This window comes from Romboutsia ilealis (assembly GCF_900015215.1).
GTDB lineage: Bacteria > Bacillota > Clostridia > Peptostreptococcales > Peptostreptococcaceae > Romboutsia > Romboutsia ilealis.
Map to the genome: position 1 here is coordinate 138,562 of NZ_LN555523.1, position 20,146 is coordinate 158,707.

At 27.4% G+C, this 20,146-nt stretch carries 15 protein-coding genes and 1 pseudogene; 15 read left to right on the forward strand and 1 reads right to left on the reverse strand.

From position 1 onward, the window contains the following. Positions 1 to 3: 3 nt before the first annotated feature. The 5 genes from clpP (at position 4) to CRIB_RS00675 (ending at position 6,908) form a co-directional block, all read left to right on the forward strand. Positions 4 to 588 (forward strand): ATP-dependent Clp endopeptidase proteolytic subunit ClpP, encoded by a 585-nt coding sequence (clpP, locus tag CRIB_RS00655; RefSeq protein ID WP_180702665.1) that lies wholly within the window; start codon positions 4 to 6, stop codon positions 586 to 588. Positions 589 to 607: 19 nt separating this feature from the next. Beyond that, positions 608 to 1,855, forward strand: coding sequence for an ATP-dependent Clp protease ATP-binding subunit ClpX (gene clpX, locus CRIB_RS00660; protein WP_180702666.1), 1,248 nt, complete (start codon positions 608 to 610; stop codon positions 1,853 to 1,855). A gap of 346 nt (positions 1,856 to 2,201) precedes the next feature. Beyond that, positions 2,202 to 4,556, forward strand: coding sequence for an endopeptidase La (gene lon / locus CRIB_RS00665; protein ID WP_180702667.1), 2,355 nt, complete (start codon positions 2,202 to 2,204; stop codon positions 4,554 to 4,556). Then, a complete protein-coding gene (gene yihA, locus CRIB_RS00670) occupies positions 4,556 to 5,167 on the forward strand; it encodes a ribosome biogenesis GTP-binding protein YihA/YsxC (protein WP_180702668.1) in 612 nt (203 codons plus the stop codon). The genes lon and yihA overlap by 1 nt, the downstream gene beginning before the upstream one ends. A 385-nt stretch (positions 5,168 to 5,552) precedes the next feature. Further along, positions 5,553 to 6,908 carry an APC family permease gene (locus tag CRIB_RS00675; protein ID WP_180702669.1) on the forward strand — a complete coding sequence of 452 codons (1,356 nt, stop codon included), beginning with the start codon at positions 5,553 to 5,555 and terminating at the stop codon, positions 6,906 to 6,908. Positions 6,909 to 7,243: 335 nt separating this feature from the next. Here the strand turns inward: CRIB_RS00675 and CRIB_RS12565 are convergent. After that, positions 7,244 to 7,519 (reverse strand): annotated as a pseudogene (locus CRIB_RS12565) (GNAT family N-acetyltransferase); the annotation flags it as partial. Positions 7,520 to 7,755: 236 nt separating this feature from the next. On the opposite strand from CRIB_RS12565, the gene CRIB_RS00685 reads away from it, so the two are divergent. From CRIB_RS00685 to CRIB_RS00730, 10 genes are all read left to right on the forward strand, one after another. Then, positions 7,756 to 8,832 (forward strand): ATP-binding protein, encoded by a 1,077-nt coding sequence (locus tag CRIB_RS00685; RefSeq protein WP_180702670.1) that lies wholly within the window; start codon positions 7,756 to 7,758, stop codon positions 8,830 to 8,832. A 187-nt stretch (positions 8,833 to 9,019) separates the two neighbouring features. Continuing rightward, complete coding sequence (locus CRIB_RS00690) at positions 9,020 to 9,700, forward strand: DUF881 domain-containing protein (RefSeq protein ID WP_180702671.1); 681 nt, start codon at positions 9,020 to 9,022, stop codon at positions 9,698 to 9,700. Continuing rightward, on the forward strand, positions 9,693 to 10,976 hold the full coding sequence (locus CRIB_RS00695) for a GspE/PulE family protein (protein WP_180702672.1): 1,284 nt from the start codon (positions 9,693 to 9,695) through the stop codon (positions 10,974 to 10,976). The genes CRIB_RS00690 and CRIB_RS00695 overlap by 8 nt, the downstream gene beginning before the upstream one ends. Before the next feature lies 1 nt (position 10,977). After that, positions 10,978 to 12,078 (forward strand): type II secretion system F family protein, encoded by a 1,101-nt coding sequence (locus CRIB_RS00700; protein WP_243633542.1) that lies wholly within the window; start codon positions 10,978 to 10,980, stop codon positions 12,076 to 12,078. Between the two features lie 33 nt (positions 12,079 to 12,111). Beyond that, a complete protein-coding gene (locus tag CRIB_RS00705) occupies positions 12,112 to 12,543 on the forward strand; it encodes a type II secretion system protein (protein WP_180702673.1) in 432 nt (143 codons plus the stop codon). A gap of 433 nt (positions 12,544 to 12,976) precedes the next feature. Continuing rightward, complete coding sequence (locus tag CRIB_RS00710; RefSeq protein WP_180702674.1) at positions 12,977 to 14,011, forward strand: YecA family protein; 1,035 nt, start codon at positions 12,977 to 12,979, stop codon at positions 14,009 to 14,011. A 234-nt stretch (positions 14,012 to 14,245) separates the two neighbouring features. Further along, positions 14,246 to 14,623: a hypothetical protein gene (locus tag CRIB_RS00715; RefSeq protein WP_180702675.1), complete on the forward strand. Its 378-nt coding sequence runs from the start codon at positions 14,246 to 14,248 to the stop codon at positions 14,621 to 14,623. A 133-nt stretch (positions 14,624 to 14,756) separates the two neighbouring features. After that, complete coding sequence (locus tag CRIB_RS00720; protein ID WP_180702676.1) at positions 14,757 to 16,352, forward strand: NAD(P)/FAD-dependent oxidoreductase; 1,596 nt, start codon at positions 14,757 to 14,759, stop codon at positions 16,350 to 16,352. Between the two features lie 169 nt (positions 16,353 to 16,521). Then, complete coding sequence (locus CRIB_RS00725) at positions 16,522 to 18,126, forward strand: Na/Pi cotransporter family protein (protein ID WP_408638563.1); 1,605 nt, start codon at positions 16,522 to 16,524, stop codon at positions 18,124 to 18,126. Positions 18,127 to 18,527: 401 nt separating this feature from the next. Then, positions 18,528 to 19,874 (forward strand): glucose-6-phosphate isomerase, encoded by a 1,347-nt coding sequence (locus CRIB_RS00730; protein WP_180702678.1) that lies wholly within the window; start codon positions 18,528 to 18,530, stop codon positions 19,872 to 19,874. The last annotated feature ends 272 nt before the right edge of the window (positions 19,875 to 20,146 follow it).

Sequence of the window (20,146 nt, forward strand, 5' to 3'; positions counted from 1 at the left end):
CAGATGGCATTAGTACCTGTAGTTGTTGAGCAAACAGGAAGAGGAGAAAGATCTTACGATATATATTCAAAACTTTTAAAGGATAGAATTATATTTTTAGGTGATGAAGTAAATGATGCTACAGCAGGGCTTATAGTAGCACAGTTATTATTTTTAGAATCAGAAGACCCAGATAAAGATATACATTTATATATAAACTCACCAGGAGGAAGTATAACAGCAGGTATGGCTATTTACGATACTATGCAATACATTAAACCTGATGTAAGTACTATATGTATAGGAATGGCAGCATCTATGGGAGCATTCTTATTAGCAGCAGGAGCAAAAGGTAAGAGACTTGCCTTACCAAATAGCGAAATAATGATACACCAACCATTAGGTGGAACAAGAGGTCAAGCGACTGATATAGAAATACATGCTAAAAGAATCTTAAAGATGAAAGATACTTTAAATCAAATACTATCAGAAAGAACAGGTCAACCATTAGAAAAAATTCAAATGGATACTGAACGTGATAACTTCATGTCATCAACAGAAGCTAAAGAATATGGTTTAATAGATGAAGTAATTACAAATAGACCGTAGATAGAAAGAGGTGCCTAATATGTCAAAAAATGAAGACAAAAGACAGTTAAAATGTTCATTCTGCGGCAAGAACCAAGAACAAGTCAAAAGGTTAATTGCGGGTCCAAATGTTTATATATGCGATGAGTGTGTTGAACTTTGTGACGAAATAATACAAGAAGAAATAGAGGAAGTAGTTGAGGAAGATACTACATCTTTACCTAAGCCAAAGGAAATGATGGAGATATTAAATGATTATGTTATAGGTCAAGATCAAGCTAAAAAAGCTTTGTCGGTAGCTGTATACAATCATTATAAAAGAATTTACAATAAAAAAGCTAGTACTAAGGATATAGAGATACAAAAGAGTAATATATTATTATTAGGTCCAACTGGTTCAGGAAAAACTTTACTAGCTCAAACTTTAGCAAAAACATTAAATGTACCTTTTGCTATGGCGGATGCTACATCACTAACAGAAGCTGGATACGTTGGAGAAGATGTTGAAAATATTCTTTTAAAACTTATTCAAGCCGCTGATTTTGATATAGAAAAAGCCGAAAGAGGAATAATATATATAGACGAAATAGATAAAATTGCTAGAAAATCAGAAAACCCATCAATAACAAGAGATGTTAGTGGAGAAGGTGTTCAGCAAGCACTATTAAAGATATTAGAAGGAACTGTTGCTAATGTACCACCTCAAGGTGGAAGAAAACATCCACATCAAGAATTCTTAAAGATAGATACTACTAATGTATTATTTATATTAGGTGGAGCTTTTGATGGAATAGAAAAAATAATCCAAAAACGTGGTGGTGAGAAAACACTTGGTTTTGGAGCTAAAATAGAGAGCAAAAAAGAAATAGATTTAGGAAAGATATATGCACAAGTTCTTCCTGAAGATTTATTAAAGTTTGGTATAATACCAGAATTTATAGGAAGAATACCAGTTGTAGCAACATTAGACTTACTAGACGAAGATGCATTAATGCAAATTCTTAAAGAACCTAAAAATGCTTTAGTAAAACAATATCAAAAATTATTAGAGCTTGATGATGTTGAATTAGAGTTTAGAGATGATGCACTTAGAGCTATAGCTAAAAAGGCGATAGAAAGAAATACTGGTGCAAGAGGTCTTAGAAGTATAGTTGAAAGTACTATGATGGAGTGTATGTATGAAGTTCCTTCTAGAGATGATGTTAAAAAGGTTATAGTAACAAAAGAAGCTGTAGAAGGAAAAGAACAACCTATTTTAGTATCTAAGGATGAAGAAGAAACTGCATAATAAAAAACAGCCTATAAATTAGGCTGTTTTTTATTAGATAATTATGAAATTTAAAATTTTACTATGGAATTAATTGAACATAGATAAGTTTTTATAATAGACAATAATTATAATATAATTTGTAATAAATGATAAAATAGATATATACTATTACTAATAAGCCCTTAAAGGGCTTTATTAATTTGTGAAAATTAAAATATAGTGTATAATAAGGAATGAAGAGTTTATACCTTATAAAATAAGGGCAATATATATTATAGATTATTATTAATGTTGAAAATTAAGAGTTGTAAATATATAATATATAAAGCAATAAAATCTAGCACTTTAATAAGGAGTGATATTGGTGGAACAGAATTATACTAAGATAGAACATGAATTACCGTTAATTCCACTTAGAGGATTAGCGATATTTCCATATATGATATTAAACTTTGATGTAGGTAGAGAAATTTCATTAAAAGCTTTAGATGCAGGGGCTTTAAATGATGATTTAGTATTCTTAACTTCTCAAAAAGAAGCTGAGACAGATGAACCCACTATAGACGATTTCTATCATGTAGGAACAATATGTAAAATAAAACAGATGATTAAATTACCAGGAGATACAGTACGTGTATTAGTAGAAGGTATCTCAAGAGGTAAAATAAAAGAAGTAGGAATGAATGAAGAAGAAGGCTACTTTAAAGCAATTATAGAAGAAGTTGCATATGATGTGGAAAATGCAGATGAAGATGCTGAGGTTGAAGCATTTGTAAGAAATGTTTTTGACGCTTTTGAAGAGTACATAAATATAGGAAATAGAGTTTCTCCAGAAATATTAATATCTTTAGCCGACATAGATAATATAGATCGTTTTATAGATACTATAGCTGCAAACATATACTTAAAACCAAATCAAAAGCAATCAATACTAGAAGAGTTTGATGTTAAGAAAAGATTAGAGTTAATATATACTATATTATTAGAAGAAATAGAAATATTAAAAATAGAAAAGAAAATAACTTTAAGAGTTAAAAAGCAAATGAATAAAGTTCAAAAGGAATATTATTTAAGAGAACAACTAAAAGCGATACAAAAAGAATTAGGAGATGAGGAAGATATAAACTCTGAAGCTGATGAATATAGAGAAAAGCTTAATAAAATAAAAGCTCCTAAGGAAACAAAAGAAAAAATAGCGAAAGAAATAAATAAATTCTCTAAAATATCTCCTATGGCGCCAGATGTTTCTGTTAGTAGAACCTATTTGGACACGGTATTCTCATTACCTTGGAATAAAGAAACTAGGGATAAGATTGACTTAGAAAAAGCTAAAGAAATACTAGATGAGGAACACTATGGTTTAGAAAAAGTTAAAGAAAGAATATTAGAATATTTAGCTATAAGAAAATTATCTAAGTCATTAAAAAGTCCTATTATATGTTTAGTTGGACCTCCAGGTGTTGGTAAAACATCGATAGCTAAATCAATAGCAGATTCTTTAGGAAGAAAATTTGTAAGAATCTCTTTAGGTGGAGTTAGAGATGAAGCTGAAATTAGAGGACATAGAAGAACTTATGTTGGAGCGATACCAGGTAGAATAATAAATGGATTAAAAGAAGCTCAAACTAAAAATCCAGTATTTTTATTAGATGAAATAGATAAAATGTCTTCTGATTATAAAGGTGATCCATCTTCTGCAATGCTAGAAGTATTAGATCCAGGTCAAAACAAGGAGTTTGTAGATCATTATGTAGAAGTACCTTTTGATTTATCGAAAATATTATTTGTTACTACTGCAAATAGCTTAAGTACTATACCGAGACCACTATTAGATAGAATGGAAATAATAGAGGTGTCTGGATATATAGAAGAGGAAAAACTAAACATAGTTAAAAAGTATTTACTTCCAAAACAATTAAAAGAACATGCTTTAGAAGCAGATTTTATAAAAATGGATGATGAAGTTATAAGAGATATAATAGATTCGTATACAAGAGAAGCTGGTGTAAGAAATTTAGAAAGAACTATCGGTAAAATATGCAGAAAAGTAGCTAAAAAATATGTAGAGAATCCTTCTTTAGAAGAAGTGATTGTTACTAAAGCTGATTTAGATGAATATTTAGGAAAAAATAGATATAGACATCAATTAGCAGGTACTAAACCAGAAGTTGGTATTGTTACAGGACTTGCATGGACAGCTGTTGGTGGAGAAACTTTAACTGCAGAGGTTAATGTTTTAAAAGGAAAAGGACAAGTTGTTTTAACAGGTAAGTTAGGAACTGTTATGAAGGAGTCTGCTCAAACTGGTATATCATATATAAGATCTATAGCAGATAGATTTGATATAGAACCTGATTTCTATACTAAAAATGATATACACATACATCTTCCGGAAGGCGCAGTACCAAAAGACGGACCATCAGCAGGTATAACTATGGCCTTAGCAGTACTTTCAGCATTAACTAATATACCAGTAAGAAATAATGTTGCAATGACTGGAGAGATAACTTTAAGAGGAAGAGTATTAGCAGTTGGTGGTATAAAAGAAAAATTATTAGCTGCTCATAGAGCAGGAATAACAAAAGTATTACTTCCAAAAGAATGTGAAGCAGATTTAGAAGAAATACCTCAAAATGTAAAGGAACAAATGGAATTTGTGCTTGTTGAACATATGGATGAAGTGTTAGAACATGCATTATTAAGGAATGGTGAACAATAATGAAAATAAGAAGCTCTGAAATAACAATGAGTGCGATAAATAGATCTCAATATCCAACTGATGGAATGCCTGAAATAGCGTTGGTTGGAAGATCTAATGTAGGAAAATCATCTACAGTAAATACGCTATTAAATAGAAGAAATTTTGCAAGAACTAGTCAAACTCCAGGTAAGACTAGAACTATAAACTTCTATCTTATAAATAAAGAATTCTTCTTTGTAGACCTTCCTGGTTATGGATATGCTAAAATAGCCAAGTCTGAAAAAGACAAATGGGGAGTTATAATGGAAAGATATTTACAAGATAGACCTGAATTATGTGCAATATTCTTACTTGTAGATATAAGACATGAGCCAACCAATGATGATGTTATGATGTATGAGTGGATTAAACACTTTGGATATAACTGCGTTGTAATAGCGACTAAGGCAGATAAAATATCTAGAGGTCAATATCAAAAGCACTTTAGTATCATAAGAAAAAAATTACAATTAGAAAAAGATGAAAAAATAATACCTATATCTTCTTTAAAGAAAACTGGAGTAGAAGAAGTATGGGATGAAATAATAAGACAGTATAGAGAACATGGTTATGAAATAACTGTAGATTAAATTAACAAAGGAGTAGTAATTTACTACTCCTTTATTAATTTAATATTTTGCGCTATCTATCTTACTAAACATATTGAAATTACTATATAAAGTTTTTGAACTATAAAAGTATAGTTTTACTAGGTTCTAGTGTTTTCAATAATAATATTTAACTAGCACAATGAATTAATTTAAATCTGATTATAAAATAGATATAGATTTTTTTATAAACTAAACATAAATAAAAATTATGAATTAAACAATAATAGGATATTGCAAAGCTAAAGTTATTAAAAAACTTAAAAAAAAATATTCAGTATATTGAAAGTTTGCTGATATAATAGTAAAATATGAAAAAATAAGTCAATTAAAGAAATTTATATAAATTTATAAGGGGGTGTATTTAATGAATGAAAATTCAAATCAACAACTAAGAAAAACTATAGGTTTTAATGCAGCACTTTCTACAGTAGTTGGTATCTTAATAGGATCGGGTGTATTTTTCAAACCACAAGCTATATATAGTGCAACTCATGGAGGTCCAGGTTTAGGACTTTTAGCATGGCTAATAGGTGGGCTTATAACTATTGCAGCAGGGTTAACTGCAGCAGAAGTATCAGCAAGTATAATAAAACCAGGTGGTTTAATTGTATATTTAGAAGAAATATATGGAGAACGTATAGGATTTTTAACAGGTTGGATGCAACTAATATTATTCGTACCAGCAATAGTTGCAGCGTTAGGTATTATATTTGCCCAAGAATGTGTTAGTTTATTAGGTTTAAATAATGACTTATATGTTATAGCAATTGCTATAGGAGTAATAGTTTTTATTGTTTTATTAAATTCATTAGGAGCAAAATTTGGCGGAGCGATTCAAACTGCATCTACTATATGTAAATTATTACCCCTAGTAATTATAATTATATGTGGATTAATGAAAGGTGACTCAGCTGCACCTATGATAACTCCTTTAGTAGGAGAAGGATCTAATATTATATCAGTATTATCTCAGGTTCTTATAGCAACTTTATTTGCATATGATGGATGGATATATGTTGGAACATTAGCTGGAGAAATGAAAAATCCATCTAAGCATTTACCAATGGCTATTGTAGGAGGAATATCCTTAGTTATGGCAGTTTATCTTATAATAAATGTAGCGTACTTAAGAGTTGTATCAGCATCTGAGATGGCATTAGTAAGTGCACCAGCAACATTAGTTGCAAGTAAATTATTTGGATCTATAGGAGCAAAATTAATAAGTATAGGAATATTAGTTTCTGTATTTGGAACATTAAATGGATTTATATTAACAGGAGGAAGAATTCCATATACCATGGCAAGTGAAAATAGAATACCTTTCTCTAATATATTTAGTAAATTAAATACTAATGGGGTGCCATTAAATGGAACTTGGTTAATAGTAGGTTTATCAATTTTATACTCATTATCAGGTCAATTTAATTTATTAACTGATTTAGCTATATTTGTTATATGGATATTCTATACAATGTTATTTATGGGTGTTATGAGACTTAGAAAAACTAAACCACAAATGGAAAGACCTTATAAGGTTCCATTATATCCTATAATTCCTATAGTTGCTATTATAGGTGGTTTATTTGTAGTGATAAGTACATTAATAACACAACCTAAGAATTCTATAGTAGGATTAGTAATAACATTAATAGGATTACCTGTTTATGAATATATGAAGAAAAAGAATTCAAATAAAAATAATAATGAAATATCAGCATAGTAAATGGAGTACCTTTTAATATTTTTATATTATAGGTACTCTTTTAAATTAATCTCTAAATATGGACATGATTATTTTATCATAATATTTTCCATCTTTAAAAATTTTATTTTTTAATATACCTTCAACTACAAATCCACATCTTTGAGCAACAGATGTGACCAAAGCGGTAGCGAGTGTCATATTGTTGGCGACATGAGTAAATCGAATTTTTTATAAGATTTTATAGCCCTTTCATTAAATGAAAAAGTACTTAGTCTTATTTTATTTATATTCATATTATTAAATATAAAAGTTACTAAAGTTTTCATAGCATCAGTATCATATCCTTTACCCTAATAGTCTTTATCTCCAATCATTATTCTTACTAAAGCAATTCTAGATAACCAATTTACATTTTGTATTCCACATCTACAAATATACTTGCCTGTTTCTATATCTTCTATAGCAAAATTATATTGACCATTATCATTTGATTTTTGAGATTTTATCCAAGATTCTTCCTCCGAATATGTCATAGGAAATGTGATATTTGTAACCAATAATTTTTTCAATTCTCTATCATTAACAAACTTTGTTGCTAGAGGAAGGTCTTCTTCTTTATAAGCTCTTAAACAAACTCTTTCTCAACAGTATATATAATTCACCCCATATTCAAAATTTATATAATTGTATATGAGAGAAAAATACTAGTAAATAATATTAGCAAAATTTTATAAGTTATTTTTTTATTATAGATAAATAAATTGAAATGATTAATAAATATAAAATAAGAGTAACAAATTGAGATTATATTTAATATTTTAGAATAGATAGAGAATTTAGGAGGTTTATAGGAGGTTTATATATGGAAGGTAAAATAAGAAAGATATTTCCAGGAGCAAATACAGCTAATGGTTCATTTAACTTTTTTGATAATATAATTCAAAATGATATAAATAGAATATTTTGTTTCAAAGGTGGGCCAGGAGTAGGAAAATCATCATTAATGAAAAAGATAGCTCAAGAATTTATTGATAGAGGATATGATGTTGAATTACATCATTGTCCATCGGATCCAAGTTCGTTAGATGCTTTACTAATAAAAAAATTAGGAGTAGTTTTATTAGATGGAACTTCACCTCATATTGTAGATCCTAAAGATCCAGGAGCTATTGATGAAATAGTTAACTTAGGTGAATTTTGGAATGTAGATAATTTGGAAAAAGATAAAGATAAAATAATAGAAGTTGGAAAAGATATTAGTGCATCTTTTAGAAGGGCGTATAAATTTTTAAAATCTGCAGAGCCAATATACCTTGATATAGAAGAGAAATATAAAAATTCTATGAATTTTGGAAAAGTTAATTTATTAGTAGATGAATTTATAGAAAAATTATTTAAAGAAACTTCTAATTCTGGGCAATATAAAAAGGAGAGACATTTATTTGGCACAGCTATAACACCAATTGGTCATATAGATTATACTGATAGTATACTTAGTCAAGTTAAAAAGGTGTACTATTTAGATGGCGAAATAGGTACTGGGAAAACTACATTCTTAAGAAAGATATATGAGAAAGCAGTTCAAAAAGGTATGAGTGTAGAAGTATACCATTATCCATTAATTAAAGAAAAAATAGAAACTATAATAATAAAAGATTTAGATGTAGCTATAACAGTAAGTCATATATTTGAAGATAGAGAAAAGATAGATCTTAATCAATTTATAGATAAAGATAAGTTATCTAAATATCAAGAAGAAATAGAGTTTGATAAAAAGATTTTTAATGAGCTAATAAACTATGCAATATCAAATTTAAAAAAGGCTAAATCTAAACATGATATAATAGAAGCATGCTATGTACCAAATATGAATTTTGATGAGATAGAAAAATTAAGAAAAGAGTTAGTAAAAAGAATATTAAAATATGAAAATAAATAAAAGTAAGAAAATGAATTAAACATATAATAGTTTTATAAAAGGCTATGTTAGATAAATTAGTTACATAGCCTTTTATAAATATAAGTTTATAATAAAGTATAATTCAAATATGAATTTATTCTAATTCTTTCTAGATAATATTTATATTTGAAAAATAGAATAATATAAAATATAAGAGGTATAGAGTATGAAAAGGAATTATATGTCTATAATATTTATTGTATTTATAATAGGCCTATTAATTGGAATTTTAATTAAAGATTATAATAAACAAGTGTCTTTATATGTAAATAAGGACAAGTTTATTAAGAATGAGATAAAAAGTACTCAAAAATCTATTAAAGTTATGGGTAAAGAAAAAGAAAAAATAGAGAAAGAAATAGAAATTTTAAAATCAAAAAATCAGAATTCAAAAGTAGCAAATCAAGTAAATACGTTAAAAGAAATTTTAGGATATATTGACGTAAAAGGAAGTGGTTTACTAATAAATATAGATGCAATTAATGATGAAATGGGAAATATAGCAAACTCTATAGATTATAATAAAATTTTATTAAATATAGTTAATGAAATAAAAGTAAATGGAGGAGAGTACGTATCTATAAATAATCAGAGACTAAATCAATATTCAGAAATTTCTTTAGCAGGAAACCATATAAATATAAATTCTACACCAATAGCACAACCATATAATATTAATGTAATAGGAGACGTTGATAAATTAACTGATTATATTAATAAAAAAAATACATATCTAGATAGCATAGGAAATAATTATCAATTAAGAGTAGAAACTAAAATCGAAAAAAATATAACTATAGAAAAATTGAATATAATAAATAAATTAGAGAATATAGAAGGTGAATAATATTATATTAGAAAAACATACATTGCCTGTTTTAAAAAATGATAAATTTTTAAAGATGAATAAATTATTAACTGGTCAAAAGATTAATAAGAACCTTGAATTAGAACATACCGAAGAATATAAAAGTGTTACTTCAAATTTACATGAAGATTATGCAAGAATTCAATTTAGAGAAATCTTAACAAAAGCTATTTATAAAGGCGCAAGTGATATACACATAGAACCATTTGAGGATGAGATACTGATAAGAATTAGAGTTGATGGTCAATTAAGCAAAATACTGACTATATCTATGGAATCATATTCATTTTTATTAACGGTTATAAAATTGGATTCAAATATGAATATTACAGAGAAAAGATTACCTCAAGATGGTAGGATGGAGAAAAAAATAGATGATATCATAGTAGATATTAGAACATCAACAATACCAACAATATATGGAGAAAAGATAGTTCTTAGAATATTAAATAGGAAATCTCTTATAAAAGAAAAATCTGAATTAGGATTTTCAAAACAAGCTATAGAAAAAATAGAAAATATAATAAATAAGAAATCAGGAATATTATTAGTAACTGGATCAACAGGAAGTGGAAAGACAACTACAGTTTATTCAATATTAAATGATTTATTAAATAGTAAGAAAAATATTATGACAATAGAAGACCCAGTAGAGTATAAAATAAAGGGTATAAATCAAATACAAGTGAATGATAAAATAGGTTTAACATTTGAAGTAGGTCTTAGATCTATACTTAGACAAGATCCTGACATTATAATGATTGGAGAAATTAGAGATGAGGAAACGGCAAAAATAGCAATAAGAGCTGCTTCAACAGGACATTTAGTAATAAGTACGATGCATACCAATAATACTATATCATCAATTAATAGGCTTATGGAAATGAAATTACCACCGTATTTAATAAGTTCAACTCTAATAGGAGTAATATCACAAAAATTAGTAAAAAAGATATGTAATAATTGTAATCATGGTATTGTTATAGAAGATGGTTTATATGACGAAACACATACTAATATGGAATTAGTATGTGATAAATGTGAAGATACGGGATATTATGGAAGGACTGCTATGTATGAAATTTTAGAGATAAATGAAAATCTAAAACAAGATATAAATAATTGGACTAATAATTGGAACATATCGAATAGTACACTGAAAGATGAAATGATAACATTTGAAGATAGTGCCAAATATTTAATTGAAAATCATATAACTACACAAGAAGAATGTAGCCTACTAGAGGGTATATAATATGCAAAAAACTAAATATATGAATAAATATAATATCACAAGTAAATCAAATTTAAACAAATCTAATCAAAAAATAAAATCTAAAGAACTAAAGGTACTATGTAAACAAATGAGCATATTACTAAAATCAGGATGTGAAATCACAAGAATACTACATATACTCCATGGACAATCAAATAAAAAATTGAAAAGGGCAATAGAAGAAGTTTCTATAAATATTCAAAATGGCAATAATATAACCGAATCATTTGAAAAAACAAACTTATTTTCAAGTTTTTTCATAAACATGATACGAGCAGGAGAGTTAAGTGGAAATCTAGACAAGATTATGAATGATTTAGCTAAATACTATGAGAGTGAAGAAAATCTTAAATCTAAGATTGTTAATATATCCATATATCCAATAATTTTAATAATAATGTCTATGGTATCAGGATTTTTTATATTAGTATTTATAATTCCTAATTTTGAAATGATATTTGAAGCTAATGGTATAAATCCACCATTATTAACTAAGATACTTATAGGTACATCAGTTTTTGTTAGAGAAAAATATCTATATATGTTTTTCATATCTTTGATTTCAATATTATCAATTTACTATCTAATCAAATATAACTCAAGAGCAAAGTATATTAAAGATAAATTAAAGTTAAAAATGCCTTTTATAAATCAAATGATGACATTGCTAGTTACAACTAGATTTTGTAGAGCACTAAACATATTAGTTGAAAGTGGTGTTCAAATCGTAGATGCTATAGATATATCATCTAGAGTTGTAGACAACATTCTAGTATATGAAAAACTTTCAATATCAAGAGATTATATAAAAAGAGGAAATGGTATAAGCTACTCTATAAGTAAATCAGAAGTTTTTTCGAATTCATTTATATCAATGTTAAAAATAGGAGAAGAAAGTGGTAGCTTAGATGATACTTTAAGTGTAACTAATGATTTCTATAGTGAGGAATTAAACATAAAAATTGAAAAAACTATGAAATTAGCAGAGCCTATAGTAACAGTAGTCATAGGGCTAGTTATAGGATTATTTATAATTGCTATGGTTATACCGATGTTTGATGCAATAAATTCAATACAATGATATAAAAAATTAAATATTTTGAGGAGAAATTATATGAAGTTTAAAAGTTTACAAAAGAAAAAAAGAGCGGGATTTACGTTAGTAGAGATGGTTATAGTAGTTACTATATTAGGAATTTTATCTGGAATAGGATTTATGCAATTTGGAAATGTACAGGAAACATCAAGAAAAAATGCAGATTATGTAGCAGCAGCTAATCTAGCAACAGCAAGCAGCTTGTATATCAGTGAATATCCTAATGATGTACAATTCAGTAAAGAAGAGGATGTAAAAAATATAGAAGTAAGTACTTTAAAAAATAAAGGATATATAAATTATGAGCCTACATCTCAGAGCGAAAGAAAAAGATTTGATATAAAATTATTAAAAAGTGGCGAAATACAAGTATTATCTAATGGTAAAACATTTTATCCTAAACAAGAAGAAGCAGAAGATAAAGCGAATAATCCAGATGATACGAAATAATTAAATTAACTCGTTGTGCTAGTTAAATATGATTATTGAAAATACTAAAGCCTAATAAACTATACTTTTATAGTTCAAAAACTTTATATAGGAATTTCAATATGTTTAGTAAAATAACTAGTACAATAGATTAAATAATATATATTATAAAAAATAACAAAATCTAATATCAAAAATTATATTAATTATAGTAATTATAAAAAACTATGACATATTTAATCATAATTTATATTAATTTACTGAAAAAAACAAAGAGGATTATAATATCTTAGCATAGAAAGTTTATAATTGAAGTAGAACAAAGCATTATGCCAAAACTTAACACTATACATAAAAATAAGAAAATAATATGATAAATATAGAATCATTTAATAAAAAATGGTATAATAATAAATTGTACTTTTAAATTAAAAACAAAGGAGTGAAACTCACATTGCTAGGGAGAAACGAGTTATGCCCCTGTGGAAGTGGCAAAAAATATAAAAGATGTTGTTTAAATAAAGATGTTGTAGTAGACAGAGCGGGTAGAAAAGTTGGCACAGCTCAAAAACAATATTCAGAATTATATACTAGAATATATGAGTATTCAAGACAAGATAAGTTTAAAGAAGAATATGAAAAAGCTAAAGAAATGTTTTATATAATAGATGATGAAGCATTAAACTCAAAGTTTGATAGATTCTTCAATACTTACTTTATACAAGATCATATAATGGAAAGTAAAAAAGTTATGACAGTTGCTTTCTATGAAGATAATAGAGATAAAGTTAATACAAATGAAGTTAAAATATTAAGAAACTTATTCGAATCATATGTAAGTGTTTATGAAGTTAAGGAAGTACTAGACGGAAAAATACTATTAAAAGATTGTTTAACTGAAAGAGAAGTTTATACAGAAGATGTAAAACTACTAGCAGATTTCAAAGTAGGAAGCTCTATGATAGCTAGAATAGTAGATGTTGAAGATACTAGTATATTAATAGATATAACTATAAGTATATCAGATGCAGTTAAAGATGTTATAGTTAATGATATAAAAACTTTATTTGGTCAATATGAAGATTTATATAAAGATATGAAGACTTTCTTAATACATCATACTCATATACTATATAAATATATGCAACAATTATTAGAACCAAGTATAGCTGAATATTTAAAGAAGCAAAAAGAAGAAAAAATGGATAAATTAGCTGAAGTAGCTATTACTGAAGATGATTGTAAAGTATGTACAGTACTTAGACAAAATGTTGAAGCTGAATATTTAAATTCTTGTATAGATTTCTGGAATGAGTTTAAAGAAGCTAACGGAGAAGTAAAAGGTTCTGAAAATGGATGGGCTGCAGCAGTAGAATATCATATAAAAAAGGTTGCTGGACAAGTTATAACACAAGCTCAAATATCTAAAAAATATGAAATAAGCCCAAGTACTTTAGGAAAGAGATATAAAGATTTAAAAATATCTTAATTTTTACTATGAAATTTAGGAGTTATATATTAATATGATTCCTAAATTTTTTTTATTTAATCTATTTTTGAATTTTAATAAATTATAGTTTATAAATCGATTAAATTTAAAGATATTAAATAAAGTAACGTCATTTTGTAATTAAATTTTATAAAATCTTAAAAAAAGGTTTTAATATATGCGAATAATGTATAAAATAGTAGATATATAAAAAGAATAGAAAGAGGTATAGTTATGAGTCTTAGTTTAGGAAATGCAATAGCGGTATCAACAAACTTTATAAAATCTAATCCAGCAGTGCCGGTATACAAAGGAGAAGAAAATCCAAATAACTTATATGCTGTTATATATCATATAGAAATAGGATATAGTGAAGTAGCATCTCAAAAAACTAAACAATACATAATAATAGATTATAAAGAGTTTAACTTAAATATAGATGAAAAGAATGAATTAATAGATATAGCTAAACAGTATTGTGAATCTAAATATATACCAAATGATGAGCAATTAGAAATAGCTCTTTTAGATAATGAAGAAGCTGAAAATTTCTTAGAAAAAGTATTCAATAATATGAAGGTTATAAGAGGACTTATAACTAAAAAAGACTAATATATAAATTTATGTGAAATTTTGAATGGGTATAAAAAAAGAGAATATAGAGCTGATGTTTATAGAAAGCTAGGTTTATATCCTAGCTTTTATATTGCTTAAAAAATAAAATATGTGCATAAAGGAGAAAAAAATGTTAAGAGTATCAAACTTGAAATTAGGTATAGATGAAGATATTTCTTCATTAAAAAAGCTTATACTAAAGAAACTTAAAATAAAAGAAAATGAACTTATAAAGTATTTTGTATATAAAGAATCTATAGATGCTAGAAAAAGAGGAAAGATAGATTTTGTATATACAGTTGATGTAGAACTTAAAAATGAAAAGAAAATTTTAAAAAATTCTATAAAAGATGTTGTAGAAGTAAAACAACGTAATTATATAAGTATTGAAATGGGAAGTCAAAAACTAAAAAATAGACCTGTAATAATAGGAAGTGGTCCGGCAGGTCTATTTGCAGCTTTATTATTAGCACAAAGAGGATTTAATCCAATAATGCTTGAAAGAGGATTAGATGTAGATAATAGAACTAATGATATAAATGATTTTTGGAATAATAGAAAGTTTAAAAATAATTCAAATGTACAATTTGGAGAAGGTGGTGCAGGTACTTTCTCTGATGGAAAACTTACAACTAGAATAAAAGATATTAGATGTAGAAAGGTATTAGACGAGCTAGTTAATTTTGGTTCTCCAGAAGAAATATTATACTCTCATAAACCTCATGTTGGAACTGATATATTAAAAAATGTAGTTAAAAACATAAGAAATGAAATAATTAGACTTGGTGGAGAGGTTAGATTCAATACATTAGTTACAGATATAATAACTGAAAATGGAAGTATAAAGGGAGTAGTTGTAAATAACAATGAGACTATAGATTCAGAAGTTGTTATATTAGCTATAGGTCATAGTGCTAGAGATACTTATAAAATGCTTTATAATAGAGGGGTGACAATAATTCAAAAACCATTTGCTATAGGTGCTAGAATAGAACATCCCCAAGAGTTAATAAATAAATCTCAATATAAAGAATTTTATAATCATCCAAGACTTGGGGCTGCAGATTATAGATTAATAGAACATACATCAAATCTTAGAACCGCATATACTTTCTGTATGTGTCCAGGAGGAAGCGTTATAGCATCTGCATCAAATGAATTTGAGGTTGTAACAAATGGAATGAGTGAGCATGCTAGGGATAAGGTAAATGCAAATAGTGCATTTTTAGTAAATGTAGTACCTTCTGATTTTGGAAATAAAGATCCACTTGCAGGGGTTCATTTCCAAGAAAAATATGAGAGACTTGCTTATGAATTAGGTGGCAAAAACTATAATGCACCAGTTCAATTAGTAGGAGATTTTTTAAATGATAAAGTATCTACATCTTTAGGAAATGTAGAGCCATCATATAAACCAGGATATACATTTGTTGATTTAAGAGAATGTTTACCAAAATTTGTTACTTCGACTATGAAAGAAGCATTACAAAAGTTAGATAATAAGTTAAATGGATTTGCAATGCACGATGCTGTATTAACTGGAGTTGAGACAAGATCATCAGCTCCGATAAGAATTGTTAGAGATGAAGAAACTTTACAATCTATAAATACTAAGAATTTATATCCTTGTGGAGAAGGTGCTGGATACGCAGGTGGAATTGTTACAGCAGCAGTAGATGGTATAAAGTGTGCAGAGAAGATTATAGAAAAATATTCTAGTCTATAAAGGAAAAATTAAACTAAACTTAATATAATTTTAATGTATTTATAATATTTAACATAATCTTAACACAAAATTTGTAGAAAATTTGTTAAAATACAATAGGACTACATATTAATAAGTTAATCATCGTATATCAAGGAGGATAAGAAAATTGGATATAGCAATAGGTATTATGGGTGGACTTGGTCTATTCTTATATGGTATGAACCTTATGGGAGATGGCCTTCAAAAGTCAGCAGGGTCAAAACTTAAAAGAATAATAGAACTACTTACTAGCAATGTAATAATGGGTGTTTTAGTTGGTATGGTAGTTACTATGGTAATACAAAGTAGTAGTGCTACTACAGTAATGGTAGTTGGATTTGTTAATGCAGGAATAATGAGCTTACCTCAAGCTATAGGTGTTATAATGGGTGCTAATATAGGTACAACTATAACAGCTCAGTTAGTATCATTAGATGTTGACTTCCTTGCTCCAGTGGCATTAGGAATAGGTATAGTTATATATATGTTCTCTAATAAACCAAAACATAAGCATATAGCAGAAATACTTATAGGATTTGGTATATTATTCACTGGTATGGACTTCATGAAAGATGCGGTTAAGCCATTAGCTGGATACCAAGGATTTACAGATATGTTATTAAGCTTTGGGCACCATCCAATATTAGGAGTATTAATGGGATTCGCTATAACAGCAATAGTACAAAGTTCAAGTGCTTCAATGGGTATGTTAATAGCTCTTGCTTCTCAAGGATTAATACCTGTTACAGCAGCGTTACCAATATTATATGGTGAAAATATAGGTACATGTGTAACTTCATTAATTTCTAGTATAGGTGCAAGTAGAAATGCAAGAAGAGCAGCTATAATGCACTTAACGTTCAACGTATTAGGTTCTATTATATTTATGTTTATATTAAGTAAGCCTATAGTAGCTATAGTTACTGCTATAGACCCAACAGATGCAGCTAGACAAATAGCAAATGCACATACATTATTCAATATAATAAATGTTATAATACTATTACCATTTAATAAGTTAATAGTTAAAACTGCATTAAAATTAGTTCCTGAAACTAAAGGTGAACAAGATGATGATGCTAAAGTTGTTAAATATATAGATGATAGAATGATAGAGACTCCATCAATAGCATTAGCTAATATAGTAAAAGAAACTCTAAGAATGGGTGAAAAATCTAAAGAAAGCTTAAATGCAGCTATGGATGGAATTATAGATAAATCTAAAGAAAAGATTGAATTATCATTTAGAAGAGAAAAGCTTATAAATGAATTACAAAAGCTAATATTAAACTACTTACTTAAGTTATCTAAAGCTTCATTAAATGAAGATTCAAGAGATACTGTAGATGCTTTATTCAATACAGTTAATGATATAGAAAGAATAGGAGATCATGCTGAGAATATAGCTGAATTAGCACAAGATATAGCGGACTCAGAAATGTCTTTCTCAGATGTGGGTATAGGCGAACTTAAAGATATGTATAATAAAGTTGTATCGACGTATACATATGCATTAGAAGCTATGAGGACATCAAATGTTGAGTTGGCTTGTAAGGTTATAAAGATGGAAGAGCAAGTAGATATGATGGAAAAATCATGCAGAGCAAACCATATGAATAGATTAAACAGTAGCTCATGTAGCATAGAAAGTGGAGTTATATATTTAGATATAATATCTAACTTAGAAAGAGTATCTGACCATGCTGTTAATATAGCGCAACAAGTTATTGCAGGAAGAATAGTAAATAAATAGTTATAGGATAAAAAGTTGTCTCGTTTGGGACAACTTTTTTTACGCTTAAATATATTATAATACTTAAAAGATATTGATAACTTTGGAATTTAGGTAATATCAAGATGCTATTTTTGAGTATAAAAAAGATTTTAAGTAACAGATAAGCTGTTGATGACATAAAGTGTTTCACCGACATGTTGCTCAAGTGAAGTGAATTTTTTATTTGTATTTGATAAATGATGTATTAATCTTAAAATCAATAAAGACATTTAATTTTAAGATAATTATCTTTTAATAAAAGTGATTGTTAAATAAAAATAAAAAATAAATTAATTAATGAAATCGATTTAATTTTATGATTATATAGTGGAAATTTATGTTATAATTTTCTTATACTAAAGAAGAAAAGAGGTAGGATTATGGGAAGTGTTAAATTTGATTATAGTAAAGCAATAGGTTTTATAAGTCAGAAAGAAATAGATTGTATGCAAGTTTATGTAGATCAAGCTCATAAAATGATTCATGAAAAGACAGGACTAGGAAATGACTTTTTAGGATGGGTAGATCTTCCAAAAAACTATGACAAAGATGAATTTGCTAGAATAAAAAAAGCAGCAGAAAAAGTAAAATCAGATTCAGATGTACTTTTAGTTATCGGTATAGGGGGATCTTATTTAGGGGCAAGAGCTGCTATAGAAATGGCAAGCCATTCATTTAGAAATAATTTATCAAAAGAAGATAGAAAATCTCCAGAAATATACTTTGTAGGACAAAATATAAGCTCTACATATATGATGGATTTATTAGATGTAATAAAAGATAAAGATGTATCTATAAATGTTATATCAAAGTCAGGAACAACAACAGAACCTGCAATTGCATTTAGAATATTTAAAGATTTCTTAGAAAATAAATATGGAAAAGAAGAAGCAAGCAAAAGAATATATGCAACTACAGATTCATCAAAAGGTGCACTTAGAAAATTAGCAGATGAAGAAGGGTATGAAACATTTATAATACCTGATGATGTAGGTGGACGTTTCTCTGTATTAACACCAGTAGGATTATTACCTATAGCTTGTGCAGGTTTAGATATAGATGCGATGATGCAAGGTGCAGCTGATGCTTGTGAAGAATTTAAATCATCAGATTTAAAGACTAATGATAGTTATCAATATGCAGTAGTTAGAAATGCATTACATAGAAAAGGAAAAGATATAGAATTATTAGTAAATTATGAACCTCAATTACATTATGTAGGAGAATGGTGGAAGCAGTTATATGGAGAAAGTGAAGGGAAAGATAATAAAGGTATATTCCCAGCTTCTGTAGATTTCTCAACAGATTTACATTCTATGGGTCAATATATACAAGAAGGTAAGAGAATATTATTCGAAACAGTTTTAAATGTAGAAAATGCTAAGAGAGAAATAACTATAGACGAAGCTGATGTAGATTTAGATGGATTAAACTACTTGGCTGGAAAAACTGTAGATTTTGTTAATAAGAAGGCATTCCAAGGAACTTTATTAGCTCATACAGATGGTAATGTTCCAAACTTAATAGTTAATATTTCAAAATTAGATGAATATAACTTTGGATATCTTGTATACTTCTTTGAAAAAGCTTGCGCATTAAGTGGATATATATTAGGTGTCAATCCATTTGATCAGCCAGGTGTTGAGGCATATAAGAAAAATATGTTTGCTTTATTAGGTAAACCAGGATTTGAGAAGGAAAAAGAAGAATTAGAAAAAAGACTTTAGTAGTTAAGGTTAATTTAAGAATAAGCTAATATAATGAAATCATCAATAAGATAATATATCTAGTTGATGATTTCATTTTTTACGTACAAGGAAATTATGATATGAAATTTTTTCTAGATAACCTATTAACATAAGTAATATCAGTAACTTTATAAACGTAAAAATGACATTTTGAGCAACGGATGTATCCGTAGCGGTAGCAAGGATATATCGTTGGCGACATGAAGTGTTTCGCCGACACGTCGCTCAAGCGAAGCGAATTTTTATTTGTC